Origin of the sequence: Gluconobacter sphaericus NBRC 12467 (genome assembly GCF_006539125.1) — a bacterium.
Taxonomy (GTDB): Bacteria; Pseudomonadota; Alphaproteobacteria; order Acetobacterales; family Acetobacteraceae; genus Gluconobacter; species Gluconobacter sphaericus.
This window is the reverse complement of sequence record NZ_BJMK01000024.1, coordinates 1-17,651: the sequence shown is the minus strand read 5'-3', so window position 1 is coordinate 17,651 and position 17,651 is coordinate 1. Positions and strand designations below refer to the sequence as shown.

11 protein-coding genes and 4 pseudogenes are annotated in these 17,651 nt (G+C 54.4%); 12 read left to right on the top strand and 3 right to left on the bottom strand.

Annotated elements, in window-relative coordinates:
- The first annotated feature begins 57 nt into the window (after positions 1 to 57).
- From GSP01_RS11450 to GSP01_RS11435, 4 genes are all read left to right on the top strand, one after another.
- Positions 58 to 1,284: a polysaccharide biosynthesis/export family protein gene (locus GSP01_RS11450; RefSeq protein WP_141353686.1), complete on the top strand. Its 1,227-nt coding sequence runs from the start codon at positions 58 to 60 to the stop codon at positions 1,282 to 1,284.
- Positions 1,285 to 1,460: 176 nt separating this feature from the next.
- A complete protein-coding gene (gene rfaE1, locus GSP01_RS11445; RefSeq protein ID WP_141353684.1) occupies positions 1,461 to 2,915 on the top strand; it encodes a D-glycero-beta-D-manno-heptose-7-phosphate kinase in 1,455 nt (484 codons plus the stop codon).
- Between the two features lie 38 nt (positions 2,916 to 2,953).
- Positions 2,954 to 4,156, top strand: a complete 1,203-nt coding sequence (locus GSP01_RS11440; protein ID WP_141353682.1) for an AGE family epimerase/isomerase — start codon at positions 2,954 to 2,956, stop codon at positions 4,154 to 4,156.
- Positions 4,149 to 5,033, top strand: coding sequence for a class I SAM-dependent methyltransferase (locus GSP01_RS11435; RefSeq protein ID WP_141353680.1), 885 nt, complete (start codon positions 4,149 to 4,151; stop codon positions 5,031 to 5,033). The genes GSP01_RS11440 and GSP01_RS11435 overlap by 8 nt, the downstream gene beginning before the upstream one ends.
- 15 nt (positions 5,034 to 5,048) lie before the next feature.
- Here the strand turns inward: GSP01_RS11435 and GSP01_RS11430 are convergent, their stop codons facing one another.
- Entirely contained in the window at positions 5,049 to 6,377 is a 1,329-nt protein-coding gene (locus tag GSP01_RS11430) for a glycosyltransferase (RefSeq protein ID WP_141353678.1), read from the bottom strand.
- A 635-nt stretch (positions 6,378 to 7,012) separates the two neighbouring features.
- Here GSP01_RS11430 and GSP01_RS11425 point away from each other — a divergent pair.
- From GSP01_RS11425 to GSP01_RS11405, 5 genes are all read left to right on the top strand, one after another.
- A complete protein-coding gene (locus tag GSP01_RS11425; RefSeq protein WP_167495535.1) occupies positions 7,013 to 9,211 on the top strand; it encodes a glycosyltransferase family 9 protein in 2,199 nt (732 codons plus the stop codon).
- Positions 9,208 to 11,223, top strand: a complete 2,016-nt coding sequence (locus GSP01_RS11420; RefSeq protein ID WP_141353674.1) for a glycosyltransferase family 9 protein — start codon at positions 9,208 to 9,210, stop codon at positions 11,221 to 11,223. Before GSP01_RS11425 ends, GSP01_RS11420 begins: the two co-directional genes overlap by 4 nt.
- Positions 11,224 to 11,327: 104 nt before the next feature.
- On the top strand, positions 11,328 to 13,142 hold the full coding sequence (locus tag GSP01_RS11415; RefSeq protein ID WP_141353672.1) for a glycosyltransferase family 9 protein: 1,815 nt from the start codon (positions 11,328 to 11,330) through the stop codon (positions 13,140 to 13,142).
- 111 nt (positions 13,143 to 13,253) lie between these two features.
- Positions 13,254 to 14,255, top strand: a complete 1,002-nt coding sequence (gene rfaD, locus GSP01_RS11410; RefSeq protein WP_141353670.1) for an ADP-glyceromanno-heptose 6-epimerase — start codon at positions 13,254 to 13,256, stop codon at positions 14,253 to 14,255.
- A 132-nt stretch (positions 14,256 to 14,387) separates the two neighbouring features.
- A complete protein-coding gene (locus tag GSP01_RS11405) occupies positions 14,388 to 14,969 on the top strand; it encodes a D-glycero-alpha-D-manno-heptose-1,7-bisphosphate 7-phosphatase (RefSeq protein ID WP_141353668.1) in 582 nt (193 codons plus the stop codon).
- Between the two features lie 123 nt (positions 14,970 to 15,092).
- Here the strand turns inward: GSP01_RS11405 and GSP01_RS15570 are convergent.
- Positions 15,093 to 15,278 (bottom strand): annotated as a pseudogene (locus tag GSP01_RS15570) (integrase core domain-containing protein); the annotation flags it as partial.
- Between GSP01_RS15570 and GSP01_RS11395 the strand changes: the two are divergent.
- Together GSP01_RS11395 and GSP01_RS11385 are read left to right on the top strand one after the other, a co-directional pair.
- Positions 15,271 to 15,522 (top strand): annotated as a pseudogene (locus GSP01_RS11395) (IS5/IS1182 family transposase); the annotation flags it as partial. The pseudogenes GSP01_RS15570 and GSP01_RS11395 sit on opposite strands and share 8 nt — an antisense overlap.
- Before the next feature lie 342 nt (positions 15,523 to 15,864).
- Positions 15,865 to 16,659, top strand: coding sequence for an ABC transporter permease (locus GSP01_RS11385; RefSeq protein ID WP_141353666.1), 795 nt, complete (start codon positions 15,865 to 15,867; stop codon positions 16,657 to 16,659).
- Between the two features lie 209 nt (positions 16,660 to 16,868).
- Here the strand turns inward: GSP01_RS11385 and GSP01_RS15225 are convergent.
- A pseudogene (locus GSP01_RS15225) lies at positions 16,869 to 17,044 on the bottom strand (IS5/IS1182 family transposase); the annotation flags it as partial.
- Positions 17,045 to 17,052: 8 nt separating this feature from the next.
- On the opposite strand from GSP01_RS15225, the pseudogene GSP01_RS11380 reads away from it, so the two are divergent.
- Positions 17,053 to 17,651 (top strand): annotated as a pseudogene (locus GSP01_RS11380) (transposase); the annotation flags it as partial.

Genomic DNA, 17,651 nt, shown 5'->3' with positions numbered 1-17,651 from the left:
CATGAAAAACCAGACCAGAAAGACTGCATGATCGTACATCCCAAGCAACGAGTTGCTATGCTGACTAACTTTCTGACAGGCTCTTCCCGATATTCCAGCGTTGTGGGCCTGTCTCAGGTAGCACTCCTTCTGATACTTGCTGGCTGCTCGGCACTTCCTGACAGTGGACCGACAGAGCGCGGCGTACTTTCAGAAGCCCGGGATGCCAAACGAAATCCGCTCGATTTCGCAATCGTGCGTCTGTCTCCCCATGTTGCAGCTATTCTAGCTGCTGAAGTGACACCGATAGTTTCGAGCTTGGATACGGCAGATAACCCTCCAGCCCATAATGACCGGATCGGTGCCGGCGACGTTCTTACGATCACGGTTTTTGAACTCGGCAACGGGCTTTTCTCCTCCAGTGGTTCAATGTCGACTGCAGGGCAGAGTGGCGATATCGGGGCGATTTCTCATGGAACAACGGGCGTTACGACGTCCAATCTGCCTCCCACCGAGGTTGAGGCAGACGGGACGATCTCCGTTCCATATGCTGGTCGTCTACATGTTTCGGGTCTTACGCCTCAGCAGGCTGCTTCGTCGATCCGGACGCATCTCATTGGTAAGTCGCAGAATGCGGAAGTAATGGTTCGCATCGCAAGTGATATTTCCAACACCGTTATCGTATCTGGCGCAGTCCATCATCCGGGTCGCGTCGTATTGAGTACGGCGCAGGAACGGCTCTCGGATGTAGTGGCCATAGCCGGTGGCGCGATGTATCCGCCCGAGGATACGCAGGTTCAGGTCGTACGCGGCAATCGCGCTGCTGAGACGGATCTCGGAACGCTAGAAACATATCCAGCTGAAGATCTTCGGGCTCGTCCGGGAGACCGGCTACATGTCGTGTATCAACCGCGGAGCTATACGGTATTTGGAGCAGCTGGCCGGCAAGCGACAGAAGTACGTTTTGAAACGCCGCATGTCACTCTGGCAGAGGCGCTTGCGCGTGTTGGAGGACCTGCGGATGAGCGAGCTGACCCAAACGCCGCATTCTTATTCCGTTTCGAAACTCCTGAGACCGCGCGACGGCTGGGTCTTACGACAGCGATAACGCCGAAAGGTGTTCCTGTCGTGTATCAGGCCGATCTGATGAGTCCGACATCCTATTTCCTGACGCAGCAAATCCCGGTGAAAAGCAAAGACGTTCTCCTCGTCGCTAATGCACGAACGAACCGTTTTTACAAATTTAACCAGTTGATTAGCACGCTGGTCAGTCCGGCCGTTACTGCAGCATGGATGGCTAAGTAACCCCCGGGAAGCTGATCCTGCCCTGTTTACAACGCGATAGGGCAGGCGCGGGCGCATTCCGTCTTTCGCGGATCGAACATCGCGTGGAAACTGGCTCGGTTGTCCAGTAGGTTTTCTTTTTTTGGACGGTCCATTTCGTCTCCCTTTTCCTCCACGCTAATCACGAGAATGTGGTAATGATTGATAATTTCGCGTTCGGCCGGGTGGCCATTATCGGCGATCTCCTGCTTGATTGTTATATCAACGGTTCTGTCAGCCGCATTTCTCCCGAAGCACCGGTTCCGGTTCTTCTTCGGGCCAATCATACTGCTGTGCCTGGAGGCGCTGCCAATGTGGCTCTGAATGCCGCCACTCTGGGATGCAGTGTGACTTTGGTCGGGCTTGTCGGGGACGATGAATCGGCAAACAGGCTGCGCGCGGCTCTTCACGCTCAGCCGGGCATTGATATCCGCGGTTTCGTAGTCGACCCCGCATGGACGACAATCACGAAGACCCGCGTGCTGAGCGGACGTCAGCAGATTGTACGGATTGACGAGGAACGGGTCGACACGCCTGCTGCCTCCACGCGACGCCGTCTCGTAGAGGCGGCTCAGGTGGCAATTGCCGGGGCAGATGTCGTCATCTGCTCGGACTACGCGAAGGGCGTCCTGACGGATGAGGTTTTGGATGCAATTTTCGAAGCTGCGAAACAGCATGGTGTTCCGGTAATCGTCGATCCCAAGCGGCGGGATTTCACAGCTTATCGTGGCGCAGATCTCATTACGCCCAACCGAAGCGAGCTGGGCGTGGCAACAAACATGCCGTTGCGCAATAATGCGGAAATCGAAAGGGCCGCTCATGTCGCGTCCGAACAATTCGGTGGCCATGTCTTAGTGACACGCTCAGAGGAAGGAATGACCCTCTTTCGCCGTGACGGTCGGATCACGCATGCGCAGGTCCGTAAATCGGAGGTCTATGACGTTTCCGGAGCCGGCGATACGGTCGTGGCGACGGTGGCGAGTGTACTTTCGGCGGGGCAGGATCTCGAGACCGCCGTCGTCATCGCCACCAGCGCAGCGTCAATCGTTGTTGGAAAGCTCGGTACAGCGACTGTTTCACGTGCAGAGCTGAGTGCGGCGTTGATAGACGAGATGAAAGAAGATGGGGCTGTAGCTTCGCTCGAACGCGCGCAGTCCATAATCGAGCAGTGGCATCACCACGGTGCGCGGGTCGTGTTTACCAATGGCTGCTTTGATCTTGTCCATCCGGGACATATTGCGCTGATCCGGGCCGCGGCAAGCCAGGGTGATAAACTGATCGTCGCTATTAACAGCGATGCGTCCGTCCGGCGTCTAAAGGGGGAGAAGCGTCCGCTTCAGGACGAACAGGCGCGTGCCACCGTCATGGGAGCACTGCGCGATGTCGATATGGTCGTGATCTTCGACGAGGACACACCGCTCGAAACCATTCAGGCTCTGCGGCCCGATGTCGTCGTCAAGGGAGCCGACTATCAGGAACACCAGGTCGTAGGCGGGGATTTCGTGAAGTCCTATGGCGGATCAGTCGTTCTTGTGGAGATTGTGTCTGGTCGTTCGACAACGTCCATCGTCAAGAAAATGCAGACAGCCCCGGCATCATCGCCACTCGCCTGATGATCCGATCCATTGCCAGTTCATCCAAGGAAACACTCATGACGGTTTCTGACAAACTTTCCTACCCGTCCGAAACTCTGGATACAAATTCCAGTGAAGTCTGGAGAGATTGGCTCAGCGCAAAGGCGCTCCCGCTCTGGAGTGATGCAGGATTCGATGGGAAGCGTAGTCTTTATCATGAGCGGCTGAACTGGGATGGACGTCCTGTGCCCATGAGCGGCCTACGTTTGATGGTGCAGGCGCGCCAGATTTCGACTTATTGCCGCGCCACACTAGACGGGTTTTATGATGCTTCCGCACAGGCGCTACGCTGTCTGGATATCGTCGAGCACGCTTATCATGGTAGCGACGGGGATGCTGGGTGGGTTTTTTCCCTCGCGCCCGACGGGACGCCTGCCGATTCCCGACGCGATCTTTATGCACATGCCTTCATCCTATTCGCCTATGGATGGGCAATCCGGCTGACCGGAGAAGAAAGATACCGGAAAATTGCCCGCCAGACGGCACAGGAAGTGGAGCGTATCTTTGCAGCGCCTGATGCAGGTTATCTCGATACAATCCCTCCTACGGATTCCCTGCGGCGACAAAATCCGCATATGCATCTTTTTGAAGCCTATCTCGTCCTCTTCGAGGCCACGGGAGACGAGTATTACCTTGAGAGATTACGTAGTCTGATCGCGCTTACGCGAAACCATCTTATCGACCGGCGCTCCGGTCTACTTCTAGAGTTCTTTGATTCTTCGTGGAAGCCCTCTGAACCTGCGTCCCATAACCGTGTTGAACCCGGCCACTTGTTCGAATGGGCATGGCTGCTGGGCGAATACGAGCGGCTCGTTTCTCCGTCAGGAGAAGATATGACTGGGTTGACGGAAACAGCGGAGCGACTGTTCCGCTCCGGACTATCATGCGGGATCGACCCGAAGACAGGATTTGCCTTGGATGCGATGACCGAGGATGGGGTGGTTTTCGAGTGGTCGACACGGATCTGGCCGCAGACAGAGCTCCTTCGCCTACTGTCTACACGTCAACTTCTAGGTAGACCGGAGAGCATCCCGGTCCACGATCTGGGCGCGACATTTCTCGCACGATTTACTCCGTCATGCCTCGCCGGTGGATGGATAGATCGTTTTAATGAGGCCGGCTCACCGCTAGTAGATTATATGCCTGCAAGTTCTCTATATCATATCTATGGAGCGGCACGCCTTCTGTCAGGCCAAACGCGGGAGACGGATAATGGCTGAGACACGCAAAAGCACGGCGAAAAAGACGGGTCGCCCCGCCGGGATGGGTACATCCCCAGCTCATGTACTAGCCTTTCTGGACAGGCTGACGGATGGCGAGGGCAAGGCACTTTTCGCCCGGATCAATAATCAGAATGCGGATATGGAGGCTATTGCACGCGAGATCGCCTCAGGCGCGGCCGTAGAAGAGCTTACCAAGCTCGCACGGACAGGAACGGTGTCGGACGGAATTGCATGGGTCACGCAGGCGAATTACGACTATGTCGGCCTTCCCCCCGAAGCGGCGGACTGCGATTTCAAATCGGGATTTGATACCTTTCTGAGGGATCGCCTTGGCAAGCGCGCTGACGGGTTCGCGACAATTTTTGAAGCGCTCAACCGACACGAAGCGCCTTTTATTATCGAGACTGGGTGCCTGCGTGTGCCACGCAACTGGGACGGTGATGGGCAAAGTACTTTTCAGTTCGACTGGTATGCGCGCGAAAGGCAAGGCCGGGTCCTGACTATCGATGTCAACCCCCAGAGCATCGACAGTGCCCGCCGTGCCTGTAGCAGCGTCACCAGCACTATTCTCAACGATTCCGTCGCAACGCTCCACGCTCTAGGTGCGACTGGCATGGGACCAGCGGCCCTGATCTATCTCGATTCCTTCGATCTGGATCTTGATAATCCTATGCCTAGCGCCATTCATCACGCGATGGAATTAATGGCAGCGCGTCGTCTCCTGGCCCCGGGCACGATCCTGTGCATCGACGATTTCGACGTCGCGCCACTGGGACCGGGCGGTAAGGGTTTAATCGTCGATCGGTTTTTCGATACGATTGGTGCAGAAGTTCTTTACTCCGGATATCAGAAAGTATGGCGTATCTCGGCGTAAGGAGCGATGCTCCCTTCAGGAGTGCTTCACTGGCGCTCGCATGACATCGGCATAAAATGCTTCCAGCCGCGTTCGATAGCTACTCATGTCAAAACGTGCCGCCTGGCTGGGCCCTGCGGCGCGTAGCTTGGCACAAAGTACGTCGTCTTTGTCCAGACGCTCGATGGCTGCTGTAATCTGCGGAATGTCATAGGCATCCACGGCCAAGACGGCATCTCCCCCGACTTCCGGAAGGGCACCCTCACGTGAGGTCATGACGGGCGTACCAAACGTCATAGCTTCTATGACAGGGAGACCGAAACCTTCCGCCAGAGAGGGGAACAACAATGCACGTGCACCTCGCACCAGCGTCATCAGGTCCCGCTCCGGCAGATATTCCATGCGGATTACCCGCCCTGTATTCAGGCAGCGTTCGAGCAGCCTGAGTTCGCCAGTCGCTTTCCAGGCCATCGCTCCCACGATGACCAGAGGACGCTCAGCAGAAGCTGAGAGCATTGCTTCCAGAAGACGACCAATGTTTTTTTTCGGCTCAATCGAACCGAAAAACAGATAGTATCCGTCCCGACGCAGGCCATAAAGGCGTTCGAGAATGTCCTTCAACGTTTCATCGCTGCTGTTTAGCAGGGCGGCAGGTACGCGGGTCGTCTGATAGGTATTGTGAACGAATGGTGCGGCCTGAGGAGAAAATGCGATGATATCGCGTTTCGAGGCTTCGGAGACAGTGCAGATCGCGTCCGCATGCCGACACAGATCGTTCATCAGGCGAAAATAATAACCCTTGTCATCGAGTGTAGTGTGCGGCAACCGCAAAGGGACAAGATCATGGATCGTATAAACATTCCGTGCACCCTTGACCCGGATTGGAAAAGGATAGGTCCAGTGCATAACGTCAGGTGTTTCCGGCAACTTTATTGTCATGAAACGCCGCGTGGCCCGGTATCGCTGTGCAGCGGCGAAGAAGAGATCGCGCGCGTTCAATAATTGGTCGAAGGCTGGCATGCGTTCGCCAAAGGAACGTGTGTCAATCCGGGAGTCCGTAGGTATAGTCTGAACTGTGCATCCTGTCAGAGTACTGCGCTGACGTGCTTTCCAACGTTCCGACAGGAAACGGGCTTTCGTTTTTGGCTCCTCCTCACCCAGCCGATCATAAAACAAGACTTCCCGGAGGGCTGCGGGCGTATGGGCAGGAATGTTAAAGCCATAGAGCACGTCGACCTGCGCAGACATCCCCTTGAGAGCTTCGCTCAGAGTTCGAGCGTAGGTAGCTACACCCGTTCCGCGGGGTAGAGCGAGATTGAAACCATCAAGGGTCACATGAAAGGGACGCGATACGGCAACTGTCATTTTTTGCTCCTACGGAGGAAGGGATGAAACATTCTGCGGCGTTACACCAGAGCCTTTTGATCGGCTCAGGAAACATTGCCGACTATCGTCGTCCTAGGGCGTGAACTCATAAAGATTGTTGGTGTTTAGCAGCATGCGTGCTTCAAGGCTTTGGACTGAAATAGCCTTGATGACGCGCCGCCACTACGAACCTGCCGGCGTCAGTCTGGTGATCATGGCTAAACGCTAGAGGCGAAACACCGCCAGCCACGATCGTCATGCCTACAAGCTAAAAAAACCCTATCGAGTGCATGTTCAACAGGCTCAAGAACTGGTGGCGTATCGTCACCCGAAATGACAAGACCGCCCACTCCCATCTCGGCTCTATCGCCTTAGCCTTCCTTTGGATCAAATTTGTCCACGGTCGCTAATTTACTGAAATCGGTCTTCGTCAATTCCGGAGCGGTTCAATCTGACAACTGATTCTGTTTCATTCCTTTGTGGTAATTGCATCCCGATGCTCTTCACGAATGCGTCTGAGGAGGGCAAGATAAAAGCGTAGGCAAACTTTATCATGCCGCAACTCATTCGGTCTCAACGGTCCGGATGACCTTATCACCTCTAGAATAGAGTACAGAGAAGAACGTATGGTAAAGATGGGAAAGTTTCTTGAGGTCGTCCGGCATCGTTCGGGAGGGCGCTTGCAGCCGAACAGGGCAGAAGGCTCGCGGGACCAAGACAGGACCTCTTCGTCCATTGATGCCGATGCCATACGTGCGCTTGCCAAGGAAGCCGAACAAGGCAAAAAACCGGCACTGGCTGTTCTGTACTATGAGAAGATCATCGACCTCTGGGGAGAAACCCCAGAACTTTGGATCTCTATTGCTCAACTTCAGCGCAATATGGGTCGATACGAGGCATCTCGGGATAGTCTCAACAGGGCTCTCCTGATCGAGCCTGGCAATGCGCAGATTCACTTTGAGTGGGGCGAACTCGAGTTTTGCCAGAAGCATTATCTTCAGGCTATCGAGCATTACGACAGCGCGCTTCTCCTGAACCCCGGCTGGCCCCTGGCGACCGCTCGACGCGCCGACGTCAAGGCGCAAATTATTTTCGAAAAAAAACGTGATTTCGAGGATGAACGCGAGAAGATCGCTCAGGCTGCCCAGCTTGACGCGCTGAACCGTCTCGATGTTGATCAGCGGATTGACGCTGCGCTTTTTCATCCTACGCGCCATGAACTGACGCAGAATCATGCGCCCCAGTTCGTACGCACCTTCAATGGTGTTTATCAGAGAACGCGCTGGGGCGCGGGCGACGTGGTGCGCGGTGCAGGAAGTCTGCGCGGCTACATTCTCTCGATTGTTCCCTATCATCGTATCGAAATCTATATCGACGGGCAGCTTGTTCACGAAGGACCGCTGACCGTCGGACCGGTACAGAACGAACAGTCCGATGAGCGTTTGCGCAAATATGCCTACAATATCTGGATTGATTTTTCCCGCTTTTCATTCGGATGGCATAAAATCTACTATCGGGCGGTCGGCACCGGAAACAGCGTTGAGGTCAATCTTAACTGGCGTATCGACGATATTATCGTGGACGCTCCCATCGCCGATGAATTTTTTCACGATGCGACGGCGCGTGTGCCCGTCGCCGATTTTGACCCGTCCCGTTCCCTCGTCGAACAGGTGCGATCCCTGCCGACCGTGGTTTCCGAGGCGAGCCCCAATTCCTATCCCGGTCCCATACGCAACGTCGCCATTCTCAGGCTTGATGGGTTGGGAGATGTCGCCGTCTCGGTGCCATTCTTCCTGCATCTGAGAAAGCTTCTTCCCTCGGCCAGACTGGTCGTTCTTGCATCAGCAGACAATGCCGACGGCTGCCGGGCACTGGAGATTTTCGATGAGGTCATCGAGATTGATTTCCCGGAAAATCCTTACGAACAGGGCCGATATCTGACTGAAGACCAGCAGCTTGAACTGATGGAGAAACTCGCTTCTTATAAGTTCGATCTGGCGATCACCGGCATGGTAAGCGACAGGCCAAGACAGCTTTCCGTGATGACCGGCGCGCCGGTGACTATTGGCTTTGACGGTGAAGATCATAAAAGCCTCAACATTTATTATACGTCGCGCGATGCGATTTCCGGCGCGAATATTCTTAACTACGCTGCCCGATATGGGCTTCTGGCCAACGCACTGGAAGTATGGCTCGATAGTGGTGCACGCGTTCAGAGGCGCAATGACCTGAGCCGTGACTTACTGCGACCTTACGGAATTGGACCTGATGACGATTTCGTCGTCATGCATACAGGTTCGCGCATCAAGGCCACGGAGTGGCCGGGCTATGCCGAACTTGCCAACCGCATTGTCGAGCAAATGGGACTGAAGGTTGTCTATATTGCTCACGATGAGAGTCAGCGTCCGTATCTTTCCGAAGACGCTCTGTCAGGTGGACGGATCATCTTCCTGGCTGGCCTGATTCCGTTCGATCATTTTGATGCATTCCTGTCTTACTGCTCAAGCTTTGTCGGCAATGACAGCGGCCCGGGCCATCTCGCCACGCTGCGGGGCGCAAAGGCCGTCCGAATACTATCAGCCCGTCTCGGTGCAGCCGAATGGAAGTCCGAACTGGCGGGTGTGTGCCTCTACCGGCGTGTCCCCTGCGCGGGATGTGGGCCAATTCCCATATCCCGTCAGGAAGAGTGCACTTATGATATCGCCTGCGTGAAAGATATTACTGTCGACGAGGTGTTCGTCGAGGTCGCTAAACAGATTGCGCGTCCGGATTATGCGCCAGAAGCATCCGCTGCGTCACAAACAACCATTCTTGCATCAGGAGACGCGGCATGAGCGCAACGATCAGCGCAAGCAAGTGGCGCAGCGAAGTTCAGAAAATGGCGGACAGGGCGCGGGATGGCGGAGACTATCTTGCCGCCGCCGAACTGTATGAAAAGGTCATGGCTCTTGGAGGGTCGTCGTCCCTTTCAATGATTGCCGGGCATATGCGCAAGGAGGCCAAGGATTTCGTTGCGGCTGAACGCCATTATCAGAACGTTCGTGAGGCCAATCCTGACGACCCGGAAATTTACATGCAGCTGGGGCATTTCTACAAAACGGTTGGCCGGTATGGCGACGCCCAACGCCATTATATGCTGGCAATGCAGCATCATTATCCCAATTTTGATGAAGTCAGGCACGAACTTCGTGCAATTCATGCAAGCGAAGAGCTTTTCCGCGAGCAAGAGCGGTGTGGTTCCCTTGAAGACGCAGATTTTAAGGGCCTCGTCTCGGAGCGGCTGTTTCCAAGACGGCTCGACCAGCTTCAACGCGACTATCAAGAGACCTTCGTCATTTCGCGTCTTGGCAACCACCGCAAGACCAGCTCGGGAAAAGGCCGTGTGATCCGCGGTGTTGACGCCGTGCGCGGCCATATCATCACGTCAATCCCATGCGACAGCATCGATATTTTCCTTGATGACGAGCTGATTTACTCCGCGCCTTTGCAGGTCGTTCCTTTGCGTTGGGAAAAAAACCACTCCAACCTGGACAAATACGTCTTCAATGCCTGGATTGATTTCAGTGATTTCCCGGTGGGAAAGCATGAGATTGTCCTCTGCGCAAATCCCCTTCAGGGCGAGCCGCGTGAAGGTATCGAATGGAAACGTGAGACAGTCATTATCGCTGAGCGACTGCCGGAAGGATACGATGAGCAGAGTCCTGCCCTGATTCCGCCGCTGGACTCTGAGTCACCTCTCACGGTAGTCGAACAGGTCAACCGCCTCCCGAGCCTTGTACGAAAAGTCACGCCAGGGTCCTTTCCGGGCAAGCTTGATACGATCGCGATCATCAGACCTGATCAACTCGGGGATATGGTCATTACCCTTCCGGCGGTACGGCGCATCAGAGAACTCGCGCCCAAAGCCCGGATCGTTGGTCTTCTCAGCCCGGCTAACGCCGATCTGGCGGCTACGCTTGGAGTGTTCGACGATATTGTCGTCATCCGTTTTCCTGACGACAAGTATCAGGACCGGCGTGTCATGGACAAACGGGCGCAGGAAGCATTCGCCGCGCAGTGCAAGCCTTATAATTTCGACCTCGCGATCGACTTTCTCTACAGCGAGCATGCCAACAAACTGCTCCCCCTGACCGGGGCGCGGGTCACCATGACCGTCGCGCGTTCGGATCAGATCGAAGATCTGGAAGTCTCTTTCGACGCCCGTTCACCCAGTGGCGGTTTAAGCCTTTCTCCTATGGCGCATACGGCCCGTGCTCGCGCGCTCTCGGAAGCGCTGGCGCTCTGGCTGGATAATAATGCGCGGCCGCTCCCCCGCACCAAGCCGAACGCCGAGCCTCTGGCCCGGTACGGCCTGTCCGAGAATGATCGTTATGTCGTCCTGCATACAGGATCGAGCTTCGCCCAGTTTCTCCGGTGGCCCCATTATCCCGAACTGACGGCACGGCTCCTCAAGGCTGGATACAAAGTCGTTTACATGGGCAGTGACGAACAGCAGAAGGCACGTCTGCCCGCGGAAGCCCTTGAGGACGGGCGGATCGTCTATCTCGACCGAAAAATACCGTTTGACGACCTCGACGCGCTGCTTTCCTGTGCCACGCTGATGATCGGCAACGATTCCGGCCCCAAGCACTGGGCGAGCCTGCGTGGCACACGAGTTGTCAGCCTTCATCCGGGCCGCGACGATCTGCGCGAATGGGGACAGGTCTTCGGCGGCGTAGTGCTTGCCCGTCGGGTACCATGCGCGGGCTGCGGCATACGTTATGACGACACCGAATGCGGTCAGGACTTCGCCTGCGTCAGACAGATCACCCTCGAAGAAGTGCTTCGGGAAGCCCTGTCACAATAATACGCTCCTACCCTGGGTTGTGCTGGCTTTGATTCAGGCCAGCACCGGCCTTTTTCTAAGGGAGCCGGTCAGGAATGTGGGATGAGTAAAGAAAGTCTTGAAGTATGATGGGGGTACACACCCTTCCGAGCCTGACATCCGACCGGAACACAAGGTATCGTGACCTGTATACAGATGAGGACGCGCCCCTTCCTCATCTGTCACAACAGGCAGGCCCGACCCGCGCGGCGGCCCTGCTCGATGGCGTCATTTTCCGCCGTATCGGCTGGGTGGCCAGGCTATTGATCTCATGGTCACGGAACGGGAACCCGGTCGTCGGGCCTGTCCTACGTCCTGTGGGGAACTCCCTTGCCACTCTTCTCGCTGTAAGCCGGACACATTTTTCGATTGTCCAGATCGGCTGGATGAAAACCGGGATAGGCATGCCGCTCTTGTCCGGCGTGGTGGCGTTCCGCGTGCTCGTTCATTCGCGCCACGACCTTACGGAGGTTCTGGCCTGCTCGGACGATACGGAAGAGATCATTGGCCGCGTTGCTCCGGTACGTTTGGCGACGATTGGCTCAGTCACCACCTGGTCGGCCAATCTCTGGATCGACACATCCCGTCTCAGGCCGGGGCGCCAGAAGATTCATATTCGCGCCTGGGCCGGATCGCGTCTGGCCGGACGGATGCGTCGCTTCGTCGTGGTGCAAAGCGAAGAGACAACCCTGAGCGCGGTACCCGATGCGGCGCAGTCTTCTTCCTACATCCAGTCACCTGGCTCTCCGACAGATGACGCCACCTCCTGGGTATTGTCGCAGCCGGTCGAACGCCACTATCCTCCGGGTACCCTGTTTTCAGGCCCTGTAAAATCGATCCTTGTCCTGCGAACTGACCAGCTTGGCGATGTCGCGGCTTCGCTGCCTGCCATGGCCCGCCTCAGGAGACTTTTCCCCCAGGCCCACGTGACCATGCTTCTTCAGAAGTCCAACGTGCCTGTAGCCCGCGCCTCGGGTGTCGCGGACGAGTATCTCGACCTGGCATTGCGCTACGATCCAAAAACAGAGCGTCGCTATCTCGACGCAGAGGCGGACGCTCACTTGCGCACCCAGCTTCGCGGGCGCAGCTTCGATCTGGCGATCGACCTTTCGCCTGGTGCGGAAAGCCAGCCTCTTCTCCTTCTCTGCTCGGCACGCCACCGCGTGGGTTTCAAGCCCGAGCAGTTTCCGTTCCTTGATTTCGGAATCGAGGTGATCTCCCGCGAACGGATCAACCGTAAGCCGATCATCTCCCACACCGCGCATGTTGAACTTCTCGTCTCCGCTCTCGGACAACTCATGGACCAGCGGCGCGAAACCGTTCCTCGCCGTGAACCTGTCTCACCGCAACTGGACAGTAAGCTCCCCATCATCGTCCATTCAGGCGCCCGGCATCCCATAAATCGCTGGCCTATAGAGAATTTCCTGCAACTCTGCGGCGCCCTTGCAGCCGCGAGCGGGCGCGAGATTCTATTTTTCGCTGACGCCCATGCGCTTGACGATGCGGCACGCGTACGATGTTCCGAACTCCCTGGTGTGACGCTCATGGAATGCCTGTCGATGGATGCGTTCGATGCCCTCGTCGCGAGTGCGGCCTTGTTCGTGGCCAATGATACCGGGCCCAAGCATCTGGCTGCCGCCCGCGGTGTGCCAGTCGTCAGTATCGCCATTCCCCGTTTGAACTGGCAGGAATGGGGACAAAATCAGGGCGGCGTGATCCTCTCGCGTGCTGTTCCTTGCGCAGGATGCGGACTGAACAACCGGGATGCCTGCGGGCGGGATGCAGCGTGCATTACCACAATATCCGTCGAGACCGTTCTCAAGGCTGCGCTGGACATATTCGAACGATCGAAGACCGATAAAGAAAAGATGTCTCCGGATGGGGCGAAGATCTCCGTTTGATCGCTAGCCGCTCAAGTTACCGTCTTATCGAAATGGCTGCACGGTTCTATGGTCAAAGCCTCAGACTGAAAGACAGGCTAAAATCCTTTTCCCGTTGAATGAATCGAGAACATGCGCAAACGTATCATTGTGACCGGTGCAGCCGGCTTTGTCGGCAGCAATATCGTGCGAGGGCTCAATGCCCGCGGATATACCAATATCATCGCGGTCGACAATCTCGCGAAGGCTGAGAAATTTCATAATCTCGTCGATCTTCAAATCAGCGACTATGTGGACAAAACAACATTCTACGAGTCTTTCACGGCGGGAAAATTTGGGCCGGTAGACGCCATTTTCCATGAGGGCGCATGCTCCGACACGATGGAACATGACGGCCGCTACATGCTGGCCAACAATTATGCCACTAGCAAGATGCTGCTCGATACCTGCGCGTCTACGGGCGTACGCCTGCTCTATGCGTCCAGCGCCGCGACCTATGGTGGCTCATCGGAATTCATCGAGAATCCCCGTTTCGAGCGTCCGCTGAATGTATATGGCTATTCGAAACTGCTTTTCGACCAGGTTGTCCGTCAGTCCCTGCCGCGGATCCGGAGTCAGGTGGCAGGATTTCGCTATTTTAACGTCTATGGTCCGCATGAGCAGCATAAAGGCCGCATGGCGTCGGTCGCGTATCACCATTTCAACCAGTTCCGGGCGGACGGAAAGGTTAAGCTGTTTGGCGCTTATGAAGGCTACGGGCCCGGCCAGCAACTGCGTGATTTTGTCTATGTTGATGATGTTGTGGCGGTTAATCTCTGGTTTTTTGATAATCCGGGACATAGCGGTGTATTCAATCTAGGCTCTGGTCGGGCACAGGCGTTCAATGATGTAGCGCATGCAGTAGTGAACAGCCTGCGTAGCGCACAGGACCAGTCCACCCTTACGCTGGAGCAGATGGTCAGTGACGGGATCGTGGAATATATCGATTTCCCTCAAGCCCTGATTGGTAAATACCAGAGCTTCACTCAGGCCGATCTGACGTGTCTGCGCGCCACTGGGTGCGACCATACATTTGCGGATGTCGCAACGGGAGTTTCGTCCTACGTCCGGTCTCTTTTGGCAGAAAAATCCTAATGATCCTTCTGGGTAAGCCTGAATTATCGGCACGGCCATCTGCTCGAGCAGAGCATACACTGCTGCGCGTTCTCACACGCGTCTTTGGACGTGCCGGTAGCATAAGGATGACACTGAATACGGTAGGTTATCATGCCGCAAGGTAGTAATGTCATGTTGGAGCGACGACCGATCGTTCCTGGGACGCCAGCGCTGTTTCTGGATCGGGACGGCGTGGTCAATATCGACACAGGCTATCTCTCGGATCCAGAAAGCGTCACGCTTCGTGATGGCGCCGCAAAGATGATCGCAGCTTTCAATGCTGCAGCATGGCCCGTGGTCATAGTTTCAAACCAAAGCGGTCTCGGCCGCGGTTATTTCGACCTATGCACTATGTTGGCCGTACAGGAACGGATCGAGGCTATGCTTTTGCAAGAAGGAGCATATATCAATGCCGTGTTTCTCTGTGGCGCAGATCCTGACGATATCAGCCCCCTTGCCAAATGGCGCAAGCCAGAACCGGGAATGTTGACGACAGCTGGTCTGTTATATGGAATTGATCTGGCGCGAAGTGTGTTGGTGGGTGATAAGATAAGTGACATGCAGGCCGCCGCCAGTGCAGGATTATGCCGAGGCTTTCTAGTTGAAGATTGTTTTACCTCAAGTATACAAACAATTCCAATTCATACAGTGAATCATTTGTCAGAGATTTTTCCAGAATTTTTGCTCTCGTAATGGAACTCTAAAAATTCGTAGGGGAAGGGTCAAAGAGCGGTCGACTGCTTTTGTTAACGTGGTTTGATAAGTTGGATTGATGATGAATTTTTCTGAATCTGAAGTCCAGATTTTGCAGAATTATTCATAAGGTGTGAGGTCACTCAGGTTCTTGAGCCTTTGCCCGAAATTATAATCCGCCATGAAGTCATTGAGGCGTGTCCTCAACGGCTCATGGCTGTCGTGATGGAAGCGTTTGGTGGTTTCTTCCCTGATCGTCCGGTTCATCCGTTCAACCTGACCATTGGTCCATGGATAGCTGGGCTTTGTCTCGAAGGTTCACAGCAAAAAGCCGCATCTTAAGCCTATGCCCCGGTATAGCTAGAAATCGAATGCAGCGAAGTTGGTGATCCGGTCGCGTATCGAGTATGTCTTTGCTGTTTAGAGGTCGCAGACAGGATTGTTCATCCGAGCCGTCGGCAGCACCCGGGCCACCATGAGGATCGGACTGGCTACTATCGTCTACAACATGCGCCGCTTCCTTTTCTTTCACAGGTTGAACGCGAGCGTGTAGCAATCCAGCGGGGGACAGCCTTCGTTCTGCTCAAAACGCAGATCAAAAGCGACCCAAAATCAATCAAACAACGGTTCTTTGATCCCTTTAGGTTTGTCGTGACTCTTGGGAAAGAACGGCCGTAAACACTCCATCTGTTCGTCCGGCAGCCGGTACAGATCGCTCATCTTCAGTCTCCTCACGAAGCCTGAATCACATCCAGCTATTCATATCGATCGGGCCTGAGACTTAACAAATTCGTCACGTCGACAGAGTGAATTATGCAACAAAACCAAGAGGATTTTACGCCCCATTCAGGTTGCGACACTTGCGATGACCTTCTTGTTGAGGGCATGATGCTTCATGCATCAAAGTCGTCAAACTCTTTCGCAACTCTTTCTAACCCAACTTCGGGTTATAGGCGCCTTGATGTTGCGCGAATTACATACCCGCTTCGGACGCGAAAATCTCGGATATCTTTGGATCGTAGGCGAGCCGATCCTTTTTTGTGCAGGTGTCGCCATCGCTTGGACAGCCATCCGCCCCTCCTATGAACATGGTCTGCAGACGACAGCCGTGGTTATTACAGGCTATGTCCCCCTGACAATGTGGCGGCACTGCCTGGCCAGTTCCGTTCGGGCATTTGAAGCGAACGGAAGTCTGCTCTTTCATCGACAGGTCACGCCGCTCGACATTATTACTGCCAGAAGCATTCTTGAAATAGCTGGAACGATCATTGCGGGGGTTATCGTTTGCTCTGGGGCTATGTTGTTGGGGTATATGACACCTCCAAAGGATTACGGACTTCTCTACATAGGAATTTTTTATCAAAGCCTTTTTTCCTATGCTACAGCTCTGCTTGTGGCTGCCCTGAGCCAGAGATCTGAACTGGTCGAGAAATCCATCACCGTTTTTTCGTATCTTTCTTTACCGTTTTCCGGTGCTTTTCTTTTGGAAAGCTGGTTACCGCTCCACGCAAGAAATCTTCTTCTATGGTCCCCGTCAGTCAATAATATTGAAATGATTCGTGGCGGCCAATTTGGGCATACAATTCATCCCTATTACGACATGGTTTATAATTCATACGCTACAGCATTTATGCTTATTATAGGCATATCTCTAACTCTTAGGAGCAGAAAATACATTAATGTGCAATAATGGTTAATTAAATATTATGTTTATAGAAATTTATATGTGTATTATTTTTTATTATATGAAACTACTTATTTGTTTTGTTTTTTCGCGATCTGGTTCCTTGAGGTTATTTTCGCTATGTAATTTGAGGAAAGCGAGTATTTCATAATCTGGATTGGTACATGCACGCGCTGAGCCTCTTTAGGCTCAGGCCTCATAGTCAGAACATGATGGTTGCAGCGTTTGTATTTCCGCCTGTCATATTTGACAGGTTTATCGCGACATTTTTGTCCTGAAATGCAGGATTGGATACCCTTCTTTTTCAGGGCATTCCTACACCAGTCAGCATCCATTATGCCATAAGAATGCTGTCCAGCAGAGCTGAGTTACCGGTGTAATCACTGACCTGTCATCTGTTTTGGTCGATTTGACGCGGCCCTGTGGAACGCAGGTTGTCTGCCGGTGTACGGCCAGATCCTGGATGCGATATTGGTAGCGGCGCTAAAGCAGCGCAATACCAATGCTGAGAAAGCCGACCTCCGGGCAGGACGTATTCCTGAAGACTGCCAGAACAAGCGATCCAAATTATCCCACAAGGATCGCCATGCGCGCTGGACGCTGAAGTTCACGAAAACAAAACGGCAGGATGACGGAACAGTCCCCGTAACGGATCTCGCTATCCCGTTCTTTGGCTATAAATCGCACATCTTCACGGATCGAAAATATCGGCTGATCCGTAAATGGAAGACGACGGATGCCGCCGCCAGTGATGGTGCGCGATTAAGAGAGGGGCTGCTGGATAAAACCAATACGGCCTCAGGCGTCTGGGCAGACACGGCGTATCGCTCCAAAGCCAATGAAGACTTCATGGAAAAGCAAGGCTTTGTCTCAAAGGTTCACAGGAAAAAGCCGCATCTCAAGCCGATGCCCCGACATATCCAGAAATCGAATGCAGGGAAGTCGGTGATCCGCTCCTGCGTCGAGCACGTCTTTGCCGATCAGAAATCGCAGACGAG